We start from the raw sequence: 14,005 nt of genomic DNA on the forward strand, positions 1-14,005 counted from the left end.
ACGAAACATCCTCCCTATTTTTGGATATCATGCTTATCTCCTGAAGATCCCTGCGTCTACATCCCTCCTTAAAATAGCCCCTTCAACTAAAATCATAGCATAATTCGCTATTCTAAAAGTTAAATATTTCCGCTAAAAGCCAGATAGATATGAACGTTCTGTCACAATTTCGTTTCCGATTGTTTTGTGATATAGTGGAGGTACTACTTTATAAATGAGGATGAAAATTGTGAATGAAATAACCGTTAAAATAAAGAAAAAATCAGCTCAAAGCTACATAAAAGGCTACCCCTTACTAACAAAAGAAGCACTCGTGACCTTCCCAGACATGGAAGAAGGCGTGATTCTGCGCTTAGTCGACGAATCCGGCCGCTTCCTCGCAAAAGGCTATCACGGCAATCAGAATAAAGGCATCGGCTGGATACTGACCTACGACGAAAAACAAGCACTTGATCAAGCCTTTTTCGCCACACTTTTCGAAGAAGCTTTTGCGAAACGCCAAGTTTTTTTCAATGATGACGCCACAACCGCGTTTCGAATTTTTAACGGCGAGGGCGATGGTTTAGGCGGTTTAACGATCGATTATTACGACGGCTTTCTCGTCCTGCAATGGTATAGCCACGGGATTTATCAATGGAAGTCGACGATCCTTGCCGCTATCAAAACGGCGATTACCACGCGTGGCATCTACGAAAAACGACGCTTCGACGCAAAAGGTCAGTATCTAGAAAGCGATGATTTCTTAGAAGGCGACACTGCCCCAGAACCGCTTATCATCAAGGAAAACGGCATTAATTATGCAGTATACCTAAACGACGGCGCGATGACCGGCATTTTCCTCGATCAGCGCGACGTTCGTAAAACGATTTGCGACACATACGCCGCCGGACTAACCGTTTTGAACACATTCTCCTACACCGGCGCGTTTTCCGTAGCCGCAGCATTCGGAGGCGCCGCACATACAACCAATGTCGACGTCGCCAATCGTAGCATCCCGAAAACCCGCGAGCAGTTCACCGTGAACGAACTCGATCCAGCTGCACACACCATCATGGCCGAAGACGTTTTCCAATATTTCAAATACGCGAACCGCAAAGAATTGGCGTTCGATATGGTCATCCTAGACCCACCAAGCTTCGCCCGCACGAAAAAAACAACATTCAGCGTCGCGAAAGACTACGGAAAACTGTTGGAGGAAAGTATAGCGATTACGAATCCGAACGGAATCATCGTCGCATCAACGAATTACGCCGGCTATGGCATGGATAAATTCAAGCAGGTCGTGCAAGAAGCGTTTAGGAATCAAGGACGCGAATACCGCATTGTTGAGCAGTTTACGCTCCCCGCAGATTTTGCGACGCGGAGTAGTTTTAAAGAAGGCGATTATTTGAAGGTCTTGTTTTTGGAAGTAAAATAGGAAAAAACCTCCAGTCACGGCGCGTCGAGATGCCCTGATTGGAGGTTTTTATTGGATTTAGTTGGAGTACTCCTGTTGAAGCCAGTACCTGAAATACGAGCCCAACCATGGAGAAAAAATAGGATATAAATAGAAGGCGCTGCACTTTATAGATCAAAACGGTAACTGTGTTCTTATCCTTGATATCGCGCCATATTCGTCCACTTACCATGCGATGTACAAAATAGTTTTCCAGTTGCCCTTTCCTTATTTTTTGAACGCCAATAATGGTCATTGGAATAATCGTTAGTATAGTGATTGTTATTAAGATCAAGCAAAATAGAGCCCACATGTAATTTTTCTCCTTTTCTATCTTTCATTTAATCATACCTCGAATATTTGCTATAGTAAATTGATTCCGCATTGAAAAAATAAAAAAGAGCTAGCTAAAAAGCGCCTTTAGTTGAGATTTAGGAAAGCCTATTGCAATTTCCTCCCATCGATGTTAACCTATTATAAAACGAAGTTAACATACTTAGAAAGGAGTCAAAAAAATGTACGATATCATAATCATCGGCTCTGGCGTCAGCAGTATCTTCACCATGCTGAAACTAGACACTAACAAAAAAATCCTCGCCATTGATGCAGGCCCTGACATAGAAGACCGCCTTGCCAAACCTTCCACAACTGGTTTTGGCGGCTTAGGTTTATCGGAAGGAAAATATAATTTTTCGCCTGATTTGGGTGGTAATTTAAGTAGCAAAATCGGAGAAAACTTGGTCATCAAGCATCTATCAGAAGTCGAGGAAATAATCGATACATTCGGTGGGAAATCTGCATTAACCTATCAATCCCACGCGGATATCGAAAATGATTCTTTCATCCAATTCCTAGACTGCCCAACCAAGCACCTAGGCACCGCGCTTTCAAAAGAAGTGTATAACAATATATTCGCATACCTATCTACTAAATTAGAATTCCTCTTTAACAACGCCGTGAGCCACATTGAGAAAACCGGCGATACATTCCAAATCACAACCTCAGAAAACAATATTTTTCACGCCAAAAAAGTCATTGTTGCCACCGGTTCCAAAAAGAATCCACTCCTGAACAAAAGCTTTGCGGAATTAGGCCTTACATATCAGAAAACGAGAGTCGACATCGGTTTCCGCATCGAAATGTTAAGCGAAACATTTGATCCAATTCTCCAAAACAACCTGGAAGTCAAAATGAGGAGTGGCAATCTTTATAGCTATTGTATGAACAAATTCGGGCGGGTCATTAAGCGCCATCTGCACGGCCGCGTGACGGCAGAGGGCCAGAACTCTCGAGAAGACAAACCAAGCAAGAATCTAAACTTCACACTTTTCCGTCCTTATTATTTTGATACCGAAGCAGAAATGAACGCTTATCTCGAGTCGCTATTCTCTAAAATCAACCAAAATCAAGACAGAATCATTGGTTATCCGCTTTCTTCGTTATCCTCAGAATTCGAGCCGCGCAAGGAAATCCAAGGCACCGTGCCATACGAATCTGATTTCTCGGCTGACATCCTTTTAGAGGACTTATTGCAAGATACGCTCGCTTTTTTTCGCCAATTAGAGCAGAGTATACCATCTAAAATAGATGGAAATACCTTATTATACTGCTACGACACGAAGGATTTCGGGCCGGAGATACAAACCAACATGGCATTTGAGTCTAATGTTCCGAACCTCTATTTCATCGGTGATTGTTCCGGCGCCACGCATTCTCTGTCACACGCAGCTTGCAGTGGCCTCTATTTAGGCAAAATTCTACGCTAAAAAAGGTAGTATATTCACGGATTGGTCGCTCCATGAATATACTACCTTTTCTCTGACTCACACTTCTGTTTTCTTGCCATTCGCAACGACTTGATTCGGATAACTTTTTTTAAACGCCACCCAATCTTTATTAGCCACCACAATATCCGTCTGCTCCGTCAAATCATACAGCGGCACCGTTTTACGCGTTGTATTAAATAAATACCAACCTAATACAGTCACCGCGATAACAATCAGCGGCCACCAAGCCTTCAAGAGGAACATGGCTATAATCGACAAAAGAATCAATGCACTTGTCGTAAAAAATACGATTAATAGGGCTTTCGTTGCCTGCTGCGAGTACTTATGATTTCCATTTAATATATGCATTTTCATCCTCACCTTTTTTCAAAATCACATAGGCACATCAGACTGTAGAAAAACTACTTCCCGTGATTTCCCGCAAAACCTCAGCGTGTCGACAAATGACTAGTTTCTAGGAAAAAGTGAGTACCGAAGCGGAGCGTACTGGGGTACATGAGCATCGGAACAGAGCTTTTAACAGCGAAAATGGTCGTTTATCGACACGCTGAGACACCCAATTTCTCAGGTGTCTCCATTTATTACTTCAAAATCAACTTCCCAGCCACTTGCTTCTTATCAATCAACTGATGCGCGCCAATCACGCCGCGTAGATCGAATGTCAGCACTTCCGCTGTTTTTAATTGTAATTTATGCGCACGGTACAAATCGGCCAAGTATCCCAACGCTTCTTTGTCCTTCATATCTTTCGAACGCTTCATACGGATAGCTTTCACTTTCTTCTCGTCTGCATTTTCTGGCAAACTTGTTAGCGAAACATAGCGTCCGCCTCTTTTCACGTAGTGCAATCCTTCCGCGGAACCTTTACCGCCAAAACTCATGTCCAGCACAACGTTCGCTTTATTATGCAACACTTGAGATAAATCATCGCGATCATAAGAGAAAACGTGGTCAGCGCCTAATGCACTCACGTAATCCGCGTTCTTACTGCTCGCTACACCAATCACTTTATGCCCTTGTTCCTTCGCGATTTGGACAGCTATCGAACCGACTGCTCCTGACGCGCCGAGAATGATCAGTTTTTCGCCTTTTTTCAGTTTGGCAACTTGAAGGGCATAGTAAGCCGTAATTCCAACTGAGGCTAGTCCTGCTGCTTCCTCGAGGCTCATCTCTTTCGGTTTCTTCACGACGTTGTAACTCGGAGTCGCAACATATTCGCTGTAACCGCCAATTGCTGGATGGCCAATCACGATATCTCCAACCGCGTAATTCTTCACTTTAGAGCCGATCTCGGTAATTTCGCCGACAATATCACTTCCTGGAACAATCGGGAACTCGAGTGGCCGCATTTTTTGCATCGCGCCTGATCGTAATAAGCCGTCGTAAGGGTTCACCCCCGCTGCTAAAACTTTGATAACCACGCCTTTTTCACTTGCTTTTGGTTTTGGTAATTCTAATTCTTCAAATACTTCTGGATCGCCATACTTTGTAAAACCTAATGCTTTCATCCTGTAAAACCTCCATGTTTGTTTAACTTTTTTCTTTATTCGCTGCTGGATTATTCACTTCCACTTTCGTAAACCAATCCAATATAATCTCTGCTTCTTCTGCGCTGACATTATGCACCACATCAAAAGTCTGGAATGTTACATCATTGCTTAGACTTTCAAAATATTTCGCCGACCGCTCGCCTTCTGTGACAGGAAATATCGGATCTTTTGTTCCATGCCCGATAAAAATACGTTTGGACTTCAATAATAAGTTTTTCGGTCCATCTTCTAAAAAGGCTGGTAATTTCGCGCTCAGAAAAACGCCGCCGTGATACATCCCACCATTTTTCACAAACTCAGTCATCGCAACGATCCCACCTTGATCAAAGCCGAACAGATAGAGCTTTTTTCGGTCAATCGATGGGTACTGCTTCAAAATGGTTTCAATAAATTCGTGAACGTTGTTTGCTGCATATGAAATCGTCTTTTCACTAGGTTCGCCGTCCAATACCGGCTTGTAGTAGGAATATCCTGGACCTTGTTGCACGCTACCTCGAATGCTGACAATAACGAAGCGATCCATTATTGACTCGAGTGTACCTGGCATATCTAGTTCATCTGCTCCAATACCGTGAAGTGTAAAGATGGTCGGAAACGTATCTTCTACCTTCCGATCAATCGGTTCATAAATATCATATGCAAACATAAAACAATTCCCCCGTTACTTCGCTAATTCAGCGATTTTTTTAAATTCTTCCTCCGTGAGCGTGATGCCTTTGCCCATTTTTTCATTGCCTGGTGACCAATCACGAATATCGTATTTCGGCGCGCGACCGTTCCAGCTAATCAGATTGACCTCTCTGCGCCACCCTTTCGAATTCTCCGACAAAACACCAATATGCTCTACAATTTCATATTCAATACTGCTCATCTGCAAAAACTCCTTTATTAAGTAATCTACCATAGTTCATACTAACAGATATTTACCCTCAAATCCCCTCGTAGAATCGTATTTTCCAAAAATCTTTTTATTTTAACTAGAAATATCGCCGTGGTTGCGTTAGGATGGGATTAGAGAGTAGATAGAACGGAGGTCAGAACGATGGAAGAAACTCCTCAAGATTTTTTGCTGGACACATGTTTATTGGCGGGAAAAATTATGATGGAAAGTGGTGCGGAAATGTACCGTGTGGAAGATACGATGAGCCGGATTGCAGAAGCTGGCTCGGATTCGAAAGGGATTAGCTTTGTGACGCCGACTGGTATTTTTATGGCTTTGCAAGGCGGTACAACGGTGAAAATGGAGCAGATTCCAACGCGGACGATTGACTTGGAAAAGGTTTCAAAGGTCAATGATTTGTCGCGTGAATTCACGATGAAGCAGATTTCATTGGGTCAATTTTATACGAAGTTGCGGACGCTTGATAAGGAAGTGATTTTCTTCCCAGTCTGGTTGCAAATTGTTGCGGCCGCAGTGGTTAGTGGAACGCTGATGATGATTTTCGGAGGGGTTTGGAAAGACTTATTAACGACTTGTATTATTGGCGCGATTGGATTTTCGATTTTTTATTACGGGACAGAATTTTTCAAAGTTAAATTTTTAGCAGAATTTTTAGCTGCGTTTACGGTCGGAATGTTGGCGGTTTTGTCGATTTCGATTGGCTGGGGCGTGAGTTTGGATAAGATGATTATCGGTGGTGTAATGCCACTTGTGCCAGGGGTTCCAATTACGAACGCCGTGCGCGATTTGCTCGCGGGACATCTGCTATCAGGAATGGCACGCGGGACGGAAGCTTTGATTACAGCTGGGACGATCGGAATTGGAATCGCCGTTGTGTTTCGGTTTTTTGGATAGAAATAAGGGGGTAAAAGCAAATGTTTTGGACTATACTCATGCAACTGTCATTTAGTTTTCTCGCCACACTTGCATTCGCTATCATCACCAATGTCCCGCGCCGCTCGCTCATTGCTTGTGGTCTAACTGGTACATTTGGCTGGATGACCTATTGGATTTTAATGCATCTCGACGCTGGCACGACGATGAGTACGCTCGCTGGTGCTTTTGTGGTCGCCATCGCCAGCTTCTTCTTCGCAAAATCAAAAAGGCTACCTGTCACGATTTTTAACGTTCCAGGCATCGTTCCGCTTGTACCAGGTGGCCTCGCCTATCAAGCCGTTCGTAATTTTGTGCTCGGCGATTATCTCGAAGCTATTTCATTCTCGGTTCGCGTTGCCTTAGTTGCCGGCGCGATTGCTGCAGGACTAGTACTTTCAGAGGTTTTGAACCATAGTATTCGGCGCTTCCGGGAGCATAAGGAGAATATCTAATCTTCATTTCTTTTTATGTATGGAATAAATAATCTGGACAATGAGCGAAAAATAGGAATTATGACACTTGAATCGATACGTATATACATGTATACTATTATAGGAGAGGTGATGACAATGATGTACGCATTGAAAAGATCTACTAGAAAATCTGGCCATAGTGTCATTACAACGTTGCCGCCAGATGTTATGTCGAAGCTAGAACTCGTTTCTGGAGATAATGTCGAGTTTGTAATCAAGGATAACGTTGTAGAATTAAGAAAAGCCGCTGAGAAGAAAGAAGCTGTCTCTCAAGATTTCCTAAAAATGGCCGAAGAAGTGTTGGAAGAATACGACCAAGCCTTCCGCGGTTTAGTTGATCGATGACACTTCGCTATCTCACGGAACCCGAGGTCATTATGTTGAACGGTTTGTTGATTAAGAAATTTAGCCCAATGGAGCCTATTGGTATCATGGAGCCGGGAGCGCTAAACATGTGTGTGGAACAGCCAAAACAAATTGTTTTTGAGCGCGAACTCTATCCAACGCTGCATGATAAAGCTGGAATTCTTTATAAAAACTTAGTCATCAAACATTGTTTCGCTAATGCAAATAAGCGGACAGCGCTTGCTTCTTTAGGTTTATTCTTAAAATATAATGGTTCACAATTAATGGCTTCCAATCAGGATGCAGAGGACTTCACGGTCAGTATTGCACTGAATAGCGATATGGAGCTGGCTACTATTTCTAATTGGATTAATAAAAATTCGGCGACGCATCTTTAACGAGGCATCGCCGAATTTTTCTATACAAAAGAGTTAACTCGATTGTTTTTCGTAAATTTGTAGCTCGCGATGCAAAAGAATAGCAAGGCGTAACCTAGTATAATCGCGATGTTCAAGCTAATCGATGCTAAATCGCCATTTTGCTGTAGTGTCGTAATCGCGTTCATCACCCAGTATTGTGGCAAGAACTCCGCGATTTTTTGCATGAAGGCTGGCATGATTTGAACCGGAATTAGTGCGCCGGAAAGCAGACTTGTTAGCGTGAACAGGATCATTTGTAAGCCACTGACGCTTTTTCTGCTCGTCGCTGTGAATCCGAGTGCCAATGATAGCAAAACCGCCATGATCGAGAAGACGAACAACACACCAAATAGCGCGAAGTAGGACACTCCTGGATCGATACCAAATGCAAATCGCATCGCCGTTAAGCAGATGACGACCTCGGTCACAACGACGGCTAGCGCGAACAAAGCATTCCCGAAAAGATACGCTTTGCTACTAAGCGGCGTCGACATCAACCGATAAAACGTGCCATCTTCCTTCTCCTGCAAAATAAGTTCCCCCAAATTTCCCGCTGCATACAACAACATCATACATAGAAAACCGAGGATTTGCGTCGACATCATCAGCACAACATCGTGTTGATTACTCGTCGTTTTTTGCGTTACACTGAGTTTTGACTGATCAAACGTCGTGGCATATGTCGCGAAATCTTGCCCACCTTTTTCACTCGCCTGAATCATCGTCATGATGTTGCTAAGCGAGGCGTCAACCGTTCGCTTCACAGTCTTGTTGACCGCATCGCCCTGCATCGATTTCACCTTAATATGCTGCGGATCAAGTGTCGCGATACTATTTTCCGAACCCTCCTCAAAAATCACCAGCGCATCCAATTGACCGCCAGTCAGCTTCTTATCCCCAGCTGGCTTCGAAACGGACTGCACACTATCGCTATCCTGTTTCATCCATGTCACCATTTGACTCGTATACACGCCCGGGTCATCATTTACCAAACCGATTTTCAGCGTCGTCGTCCCAGATTGTGCACCGTACGAAAGAAAATAGATTAAAATACTCAAGATTGGCAAACCTATAATCATGATTAATTTCGCCTTGTTTTGCGTGAGACTTTTCAAATTATGCTTGAATATCCAACCAATTTGTTGCATCTTAATACACTTCCTTTCGTCTAATCCACAGGCTCATTCCAGCAACAAGAACCGCTGTTATCAACAAGTTCAGGCCTATCGGAAATACGGCCGCTGCTACATCATGATTATACAAGACATCCCGAACACCAATCCGAACCCAGCCAATCGGTGATAATTTGGACATCAAGCCATCGCCGGTCGGGAAATACGCGCCACCCAAAAAAGCGAATACTTGTATCAAAATCGTCGCAGCCCCATTCGCCGCCGGATTCCCATTACTAAACACGTCGACCGCCATACCGAGCGCCACCGACAAGAACAATAAACTGAAATAAATCACGAAAATCACGAGCGCATAGTCACCCCAATGAACCCCGAAAAACAAATTCGAAATCACCATCAGTAAAATCAGTGACATCGTCTGCATAAAAATAGCGCCGAGAAAATTCCCAATAATTGCAGTCGACTTCTTAATTGGCGCGATAAATAGCCGCACGTCCGTATGCCGCACCTTCTCCTCGCGAAAAACGTTAATCCCACTATTAATCCCAAACATCATCACCATCGCAATCATCGCAATCGCATAATATTCAAAAGCACTAATATTGTTTCCCGAAGCCAATTTCTCCACCTGAATCGCGGAATCCGAGGCTTTTGGAGGATTCTGCAAAACGCTCGCCTGCGTCGGGTCTACTTTTATAATCGTACTCGCCAGTCGATACTGCGCTGCAAAGCCATCCAAATAGCCATCCAGCACACTCATTTCAATCTGACTCGGCGCATTCGTCGTCACCGTCAAATCATCCTTCACGTCCACAAAACCAACAGCATCCCCATTCGCCACCGCATCTTTGCCAGCCTTCGCACTGTCCGCTTCCTTAAACGTCACCTGCTTCCCACTAGCCCCCGTCGCGAACTCACCGAACGCCTTGCCAACCGGACTATCCTTTTGCACCGTGTACTCCACCGTCATCTTGTCCAGCTCCACGTCGCTACTAAAAGCGTCCTGCAACACACTTCCCAGCACCAAAATCAACGCCAACGGGAAAATCATCATATAGAGAAAATAGCCCTTATCACGCAGCGTCAGCTTGATTGCCTTCAACATTATATGAAAAATCATCATCACAAGCTCAACTTCCTCTCTAATCCCGTAATTTTCGGCCCGTCAAATTCAAAAAGACTGTTTCCAAATTCAACGTCTGCTGGTTCATCTCCAACACTTCAACCGCCTGCCCAATCAGCCGTTCTAAAACCGCGTTCAAATTATTTACCTCACTGTTCGACGTGATGCCAAGCACATTGCCTTCCGTCACATCCACCGCCAAAATCCCAGGAATGGCCCGCAACGCCCCCAGATCAATTTTCGACGCATCATCCACAACTAAACGCATCTCTTTCCGATCCGAAACAAGGCTCACCAACTGTTCCTTCGTGCCTTCCGCAATCACTTTTCCGTGGTCAATAATCGAAATATAATCACACAACTCCTCGACTTCTTCCATATAGTGACTCGTATAAATAATCGTGCAACCCGACGCATTCAACTTCTTAATCGACTTCAAAATATAATTCCGAGACTGCGGATCGATCCCCACGGTCGGCTCATCCATAATAATCAGCTCCGGTTTATGCGCAATCGCACACGCAATATTCAGGCGCCGCTTCATCCCACCAGAAAAAGTCCCCGGCTTATCCTTCGCCTTATCCGCCAAACCAACAAACTCCAAAGCCGTGTTCGCAGCCGCATCCAATCCCTTCCCACGCAACCCATAAAGCCCCGCGAAAAAGCGCACATTCTCAAACGCCGACAAATCAATATAAAGCGCAATATCCTGTGGCACCAAGCCAATTCGCTGCTTAATCTCCAAACTATGCGTCTCCTGCTCCTCCCCAAACAGCCGAATCTGCCCACTATTCTTCTTCAAAAGCCCGCACAAAACACTGATCGTCGTACTTTTCCCAGCCCCATTAGGCCCAAGCAATCCGAAAATCTGTCCCTCTTCTATCGTCAAATCCAGATTATCCACCGCGATATTCTTTTCAAACTTCTTCGTTAACTGCTCAATCTCCACGATTTTCATGACGTTTCCTCACTTCCATTACTCCAAAAATAATTTCTAAATCAGCATTACAATTTTAATCCAGTCCATTTTATAAATCAAATATAGCACATTTTCACTCACGAAAAAAATCGCCCCACCCAAATCAGGTAGGACGACACAACGCTTATTAGTTAGAAACCGGTACGACTGCACCCTTCCACTCTTTTGTGATGAAATCTTGAATCTCTTTAGACTGCAAAACTTTCACCAATTCTTTAATATCCTTGTTATCTTTATTCTTCTCTTGTGCCGCAACGATATTCACGTAAGGAGAATCTGTTTGCTCAATCGCAATCGCATCTTCTTTAGGATTCATGCCTTGATCCACCACAAAATTCGAGTTGATCGCAACAATATCGCCTTCTTCATTATTGTACGCCGTCATCAAGTAACCAGCATCCACATCGTATTTAAATTTGATATTTTTCGGATTTTCAACGATATCATCAAATGTGACATCTTGACGCTTCACGCCGTCTTTCAGTTTAATTACGCCATTATCCGCTAAAATGCCCAGCACACGCGGCCAATCCGATTTACTATTAGACATGATCACTTGCGCATTTTTCGGTAGGTCGTCTAACGAATCAATTTTCTTAGAATAAAGACCCATTGGCTCGATATGAATACCGCCCATGTTCACGAATTTATAACCTTTTTCCTTCATTTCAAGCTCCATGTAAGGAATCGTTTGGAAATAGTTCGCATCCAAATCGCCTTCATCCAACGCCACATTCGGCATTACATAGTCCGTGTACTTTTTAATATCTAAATTAATACCTTTTTTCGCTAAAATAGGTTTCGCTTTTTCTAAAATGACAGCATGCGGTGAGTTAGATGCACCAATAACAAGCGTTGTTTCTTTGTCGCCACTCGCATCATCCTTCGAACCTCCGCCACAAGCCGCTAAAACTAATACCAATGTCAGTGTAAATAATCCTAATAAAACTTTTTTCATCCGTTAACTCCCCTTTTCCTATCGTTTGTCGACCCATTTGGTCAAGATGTCCCCAATGAACTGGAAAACAAATACTATAATTAAAATAATAATAGTCGCAACTAATGTGACTGCTGGCTGTGCTCGTTGGAAACCTTCTAGATAAGCCGCGTTTCCGAGCCCGCCTGCACCGATAACACCCGCCATGGCCGTGAAGCCAACCAGTGAAATCGCCGTCACGGTAATGCCTGAAATGATTGCGGGCAAAGCTTCTGGAATCAAAACTTTACCAATAATCGTGAATAGGTTCGCACCCATCGCTTTTGCCGCCTCAATAACGCCCTTGTCGACCTCACGAAACGCGATTTCCACCATTCGTGCATAAAATGGAGCCGCTGAAATAATCAAGGCTGGTAGCGCCGCTTTAGGCCCAATTATCGTACCGACAAGCGTTTTCGTCATCGGAAGTAATAACACGATTAAAATGATGAACGGAATCGACCGGAACACGTTGACCAAAATCGCCGTTATCCAGTAAGCCGTCCGTGATCCAGCGTCCTTTTTACGGTTCGTCAAGAATAAAACGAGCCCCAAAGCCAAGCCTAGGAAGAAGACCGCGAACAGCGAAACAATCGTCATGTAAAGCGTTTCCTCTGTGGCTGTTTTCATCATGTCCCAATCTACATTTGCGAAATATCCTGTCGAATCGTTCATCCTTCAATCACTTCCGTTTCTATCTCAAGCTCGCGTAACCGGGTGATTGTGGCATCGACTTGCGATTCCTCACCTTGAATTTGAATATATAAAGTCCCGTACGCTCCATTTTGCGTTTGCGTCAGGTTCCCGTGTAAAATGTTGAGTAATACCTTATTGTCTTGCGCTACTTGTGAAATAATCGGCTGCGTCGCCTTCCCACCAACAAAAAGCAGCTTCACAAGCTTGCCTTCCGAATAGTTTTCCAGCAACATGTGAATCAATTCTTCCGTCTCATCGGATTCGGTTACTTGGCGCACAAACCGTTTTGTCACTGACTCTTTCGGATGTTGGAATACTTCAATAACATCGCCAAGTTCGACTACACGCCCCGCTTCCATGACCGCCACACGATTACAAATTTTGCGAATAACGTGCATTTCGTGCGTAATCACAATAATCGTCAAGTTCAGACGGCGATTAATATCGAGCAATAACTCCAACACTTCATCCGTCGTTTGTGGATCGAGTGCCGATGTCGCCTCATCACAAAGCAATACTTTCGGATTATTCGCAAGTGCCCGCGCAATCCCAACACGCTGCTTCTGACCACCACTTAGCTCAGAAGGATACGCGTCTTCCTTGCCCTCCAAGCCAACAAGTCTAATCAATTCATTCACTCGAAAACGCCGCTTCTCGCCACGCACTCCCGCAATCTCCAGCGGAAACGCGATATTATCATACACTGTACGCGACCAAAGCAAATTAAAATGCTGAAAAATCATCCCGATTTGCTGACGCGCCTTACGCAATTTACTCCCTCTAATTTGGGAAATAAACAAATCATCCACTTCCACCGTGCCTTCTGTCGGCAACTCCAAACCGTTAAACATCCGAATCAGCGTACTTTTCCCAGCGCCAGAATACCCCACAACGCCAAAAATTTCACCGTCCGCGATGTCCAAATTAACATCATCCACTGCTCTCACATTGTTTTTTCGAGTCTTATAATCCTTCGCAACACTTTTAAGCCTTATCAAAGTAAACTCCACCCTCAATCTTTTTCTAAAAACAAAAAACCTCTCTTGCCACTTGAGCGAAGAAAGGTGTAATTACATGCATAATTTACGCTTTTCTCTCATCTCTCAGAGTCTGACACTCTGTATGATTTAGCACCTTGCAATGGATAAAATCATTCATCCACTTAGGTTGCCGGGCTTCTTCGGGCATATCCCTCCACCACTCTTGATAAGATTATTTTTTAGACGCATTCACTTACACGCCTTGTGTTTATTAATATTACATGTTTTTAGTC

At 43.9% G+C, this 14,005-nt stretch carries 17 protein-coding genes and 1 riboswitch; of the genes, 6 read left to right on the forward strand and 11 right to left on the reverse strand.

Going from position 1 to position 14,005, the window contains the following annotated elements; genetic code table 11:
• Positions 1–226 precede the first annotated feature (226 nt).
• Positions 227–1,417 carry a class I SAM-dependent rRNA methyltransferase gene (locus tag DUK53_RS11840; RefSeq protein ID WP_036133160.1) on the forward strand — a complete coding sequence of 397 codons (1,191 nt, stop codon included), beginning with the start codon at positions 227–229 and terminating at the stop codon, positions 1,415–1,417.
• 173 nt (positions 1,418–1,590) lie between these two features.
• Here DUK53_RS11840 and DUK53_RS11845 read toward each other — a convergent pair whose 3' ends face one another.
• Entirely contained in the window at positions 1,591–1,776 is a 186-nt protein-coding gene (locus DUK53_RS11845; protein ID WP_124892754.1) for a hypothetical protein, read from the reverse strand.
• Positions 1,777–1,950: 174 nt separating this feature from the next.
• Here DUK53_RS11845 and DUK53_RS11850 point away from each other — a divergent pair, with 174 nt between their 5' ends.
• Positions 1,951–3,201 (forward strand): hypothetical protein, encoded by a 1,251-nt coding sequence (locus tag DUK53_RS11850; protein ID WP_036133106.1) that lies wholly within the window; start codon positions 1,951–1,953, stop codon positions 3,199–3,201.
• A 57-nt stretch (positions 3,202–3,258) separates the two neighbouring features.
• On the opposite strand, the gene DUK53_RS11855 is transcribed toward DUK53_RS11850, so the two are convergent.
• The 4 genes from DUK53_RS11855 to DUK53_RS11870 all read right to left on the reverse strand — a co-directional run bounded on the left by DUK53_RS11855 (position 3,259) and on the right by DUK53_RS11870 (position 5,643).
• Entirely contained in the window at positions 3,259–3,570 is a 312-nt protein-coding gene (locus DUK53_RS11855) for a hypothetical protein (protein WP_036090846.1), read from the reverse strand.
• 233 nt (positions 3,571–3,803) lie between these two features.
• Positions 3,804–4,730 carry an NADP-dependent oxidoreductase gene (locus tag DUK53_RS11860; protein ID WP_036133107.1) on the reverse strand — a complete coding sequence of 309 codons (927 nt, stop codon included), beginning with the start codon at positions 4,728–4,730 and terminating at the stop codon, positions 3,804–3,806.
• A gap of 22 nt (positions 4,731–4,752) precedes the next feature.
• Entirely contained in the window at positions 4,753–5,418 is a 666-nt protein-coding gene (locus DUK53_RS11865; RefSeq protein ID WP_036090843.1) for an alpha/beta hydrolase, read from the reverse strand.
• A gap of 15 nt (positions 5,419–5,433) precedes the next feature.
• Positions 5,434–5,643 (reverse strand): YdbC family protein, encoded by a 210-nt coding sequence (locus tag DUK53_RS11870; RefSeq protein ID WP_036060774.1) that lies wholly within the window; start codon positions 5,641–5,643, stop codon positions 5,434–5,436.
• A gap of 171 nt (positions 5,644–5,814) precedes the next feature.
• On the opposite strand from DUK53_RS11870, the gene DUK53_RS11875 reads away from it, so the two are divergent.
• The 4 genes from DUK53_RS11875 (at position 5,815) to DUK53_RS11890 (ending at position 7,804) form a co-directional block, all read left to right on the forward strand.
• Entirely contained in the window at positions 5,815–6,567 is a 753-nt protein-coding gene (locus tag DUK53_RS11875; protein WP_036090841.1) for a threonine/serine exporter family protein, read from the forward strand.
• 20 nt (positions 6,568–6,587) lie between these two features.
• Positions 6,588–7,040 (forward strand): threonine/serine exporter family protein, encoded by a 453-nt coding sequence (locus tag DUK53_RS11880; RefSeq protein WP_036090840.1) that lies wholly within the window; start codon positions 6,588–6,590, stop codon positions 7,038–7,040.
• Between the two features lie 117 nt (positions 7,041–7,157).
• Positions 7,158–7,406, forward strand: coding sequence for an AbrB/MazE/SpoVT family DNA-binding domain-containing protein (locus DUK53_RS11885; RefSeq protein WP_124892757.1), 249 nt, complete (start codon positions 7,158–7,160; stop codon positions 7,404–7,406).
• The gene (locus tag DUK53_RS11890; RefSeq protein WP_036090837.1) at positions 7,403–7,804 is read left to right on the forward strand and encodes a type II toxin-antitoxin system death-on-curing family toxin; all 402 of its coding nucleotides are present in this window, start codon (positions 7,403–7,405) and stop codon (positions 7,802–7,804) included. The genes DUK53_RS11885 and DUK53_RS11890 overlap by 4 nt, the downstream gene beginning before the upstream one ends.
• A gap of 20 nt (positions 7,805–7,824) precedes the next feature.
• Here DUK53_RS11890 and DUK53_RS11895 read toward each other — a convergent pair whose 3' ends face one another.
• From DUK53_RS11895 to DUK53_RS11920, 6 genes are all read right to left on the reverse strand, one after another.
• Positions 7,825–8,973: an ABC transporter permease gene (locus DUK53_RS11895; protein WP_077947548.1), complete on the reverse strand. Its 1,149-nt coding sequence runs from the start codon at positions 8,971–8,973 to the stop codon at positions 7,825–7,827.
• 1 nt (position 8,974) lies between these two features.
• Entirely contained in the window at positions 8,975–10,081 is a 1,107-nt protein-coding gene (locus tag DUK53_RS11900; protein WP_236637301.1) for an ABC transporter permease, read from the reverse strand.
• Between the two features lie 19 nt (positions 10,082–10,100).
• On the reverse strand, positions 10,101–11,039 hold the full coding sequence (locus tag DUK53_RS11905) for an ABC transporter ATP-binding protein (RefSeq protein ID WP_036133112.1): 939 nt from the start codon (positions 11,037–11,039) through the stop codon (positions 10,101–10,103).
• A 148-nt stretch (positions 11,040–11,187) separates the two neighbouring features.
• Positions 11,188–12,018: a MetQ/NlpA family ABC transporter substrate-binding protein gene (locus tag DUK53_RS11910; RefSeq protein WP_036090832.1), complete on the reverse strand. Its 831-nt coding sequence runs from the start codon at positions 12,016–12,018 to the stop codon at positions 11,188–11,190.
• 18 nt (positions 12,019–12,036) lie between these two features.
• The gene (locus DUK53_RS11915; RefSeq protein WP_036090830.1) at positions 12,037–12,711 is read right to left on the reverse strand and encodes a methionine ABC transporter permease; all 675 of its coding nucleotides are present in this window, start codon (positions 12,709–12,711) and stop codon (positions 12,037–12,039) included.
• Entirely contained in the window at positions 12,708–13,730 is a 1,023-nt protein-coding gene (locus tag DUK53_RS11920; RefSeq protein WP_036090828.1) for a methionine ABC transporter ATP-binding protein, read from the reverse strand. The genes DUK53_RS11915 and DUK53_RS11920 overlap by 4 nt, the downstream gene beginning before the upstream one ends.
• A gap of 95 nt (positions 13,731–13,825) precedes the next feature.
• Positions 13,826–13,945: riboswitch (SAM riboswitch) on the reverse strand.
• Positions 13,946–14,005 lie beyond the last annotated feature (60 nt).

The sequence above is a fragment of the Listeria sp. SHR_NRA_18 genome, from assembly GCF_003856515.1.
Taxonomy (GTDB): domain Bacteria; phylum Bacillota; class Bacilli; order Lactobacillales; family Listeriaceae; genus Listeria_A; species Listeria_A newyorkensis.

What these genes read in the sequence shown, in the direction of transcription:
- DUK53_RS11910 (WP_036090832.1), bottom strand. Translation starts at nt 12,018, where the DNA reads ATGAAAAAAGTTTTATTAGGATTATTTACACTGACATTGGTATTAGTT.
- DUK53_RS11895 (WP_077947548.1), bottom strand. Translation starts at nt 8,973, where the DNA reads ATGCAACAAATTGGTTGGATATTCAAGCATAATTTGAAAAGTCTCACG.
- DUK53_RS11915 (WP_036090830.1), bottom strand. Translation starts at nt 12,711, where the DNA reads ATGAACGATTCGACAGGATATTTCGCAAATGTAGATTGGGACATGATG.
- DUK53_RS11875 (WP_036090841.1), top strand. Translation starts at nt 5,815, where the DNA reads ATGGAAGAAACTCCTCAAGATTTTTTGCTGGACACATGTTTATTGGCG.
- DUK53_RS11900 (WP_236637301.1), bottom strand. Translation starts at nt 10,081, where the DNA reads ATGATGATTTTTCATATAATGTTGAAGGCAATCAAGCTGACGCTGCGT.
- DUK53_RS11865 (WP_036090843.1), bottom strand. Translation starts at nt 5,418, where the DNA reads ATGTTTGCATATGATATTTATGAACCGATTGATCGGAAGGTAGAAGAT.
- DUK53_RS11845 (WP_124892754.1), bottom strand. Translation starts at nt 1,776, where the DNA reads ATGAAAGATAGAAAAGGAGAAAAATTACATGTGGGCTCTATTTTGCTT.
- DUK53_RS11855 (WP_036090846.1), bottom strand. Translation starts at nt 3,570, where the DNA reads ATGCATATATTAAATGGAAATCATAAGTACTCGCAGCAGGCAACGAAA.
- DUK53_RS11860 (WP_036133107.1), bottom strand. Translation starts at nt 4,730, where the DNA reads ATGAAAGCATTAGGTTTTACAAAGTATGGCGATCCAGAAGTATTTGAA.
- DUK53_RS11850 (WP_036133106.1), top strand. Translation starts at nt 1,951, where the DNA reads ATGTACGATATCATAATCATCGGCTCTGGCGTCAGCAGTATCTTCACC.
- DUK53_RS11885 (WP_124892757.1), top strand. Translation starts at nt 7,158, where the DNA reads ATGATGTACGCATTGAAAAGATCTACTAGAAAATCTGGCCATAGTGTC.
- DUK53_RS11870 (WP_036060774.1), bottom strand. Translation starts at nt 5,643, where the DNA reads ATGAGCAGTATTGAATATGAAATTGTAGAGCATATTGGTGTTTTGTCG.
- DUK53_RS11890 (WP_036090837.1), top strand. Translation starts at nt 7,403, where the DNA reads ATGACACTTCGCTATCTCACGGAACCCGAGGTCATTATGTTGAACGGT.
- DUK53_RS11880 (WP_036090840.1), top strand. Translation starts at nt 6,588, where the DNA reads ATGTTTTGGACTATACTCATGCAACTGTCATTTAGTTTTCTCGCCACA.
- DUK53_RS11905 (WP_036133112.1), bottom strand. Translation starts at nt 11,039, where the DNA reads ATGAAAATCGTGGAGATTGAGCAGTTAACGAAGAAGTTTGAAAAGAAT.